Origin of the sequence: Streptomyces sp. WM4235 (assembly GCF_001279725.1) — a bacterium.
Taxonomy (GTDB): Bacteria; Actinomycetota; Actinomycetes; order Streptomycetales; family Streptomycetaceae; genus Streptomyces.
Genome location: NZ_LGDE01000327.1, coordinates 1 through 371, shown reverse-complemented (window position 1 = coordinate 371; position 371 = coordinate 1). Strand labels below are relative to the sequence as shown.

Genomic DNA, 371 nt, shown 5'->3' with positions numbered 1-371 from the left:
CGCCGTAGTCGACGACGATCCGGTTCTGCGGGTACAGGATCTCGGCGAGGTAGGTCACGCCCGGCACGAGCGCCGAGGTGTCCAGGCCGTCGAGCCGGCGCTGCGCCCAGGTCGCCTGGGCGCTGATGAAGGAACCCTTGGACGCGACCCGCCAACGGTCGGCGTAGTGGAAGACCACCGCCAGGCTGCCGTCGACCTTGTCGTAGACCTCGAACGGCTCGTCGGGCAGCGCGGGGGCGTACGGTTGGCCGGACTCGTGCTCGCCGACGTTGAAGAACTTCGGCAGCGGCAGGGCGACGATCCGCCCGGTGGTGTCGTCGGCGACGAGACCGCGGCAACGCCTGGTGACCTGGTTCCAGACCTGCTCGTAC

General features: G+C 69.5%; 1 protein-coding gene. It reads right to left on the bottom strand.

From position 1 onward, the window contains the following. Positions 1-371, bottom strand: a 371-nt coding sequence (locus ADK55_RS21005) for a T4 RnlA family RNA ligase (RefSeq protein WP_234350180.1), incomplete at both ends; no start/stop codon positions are given.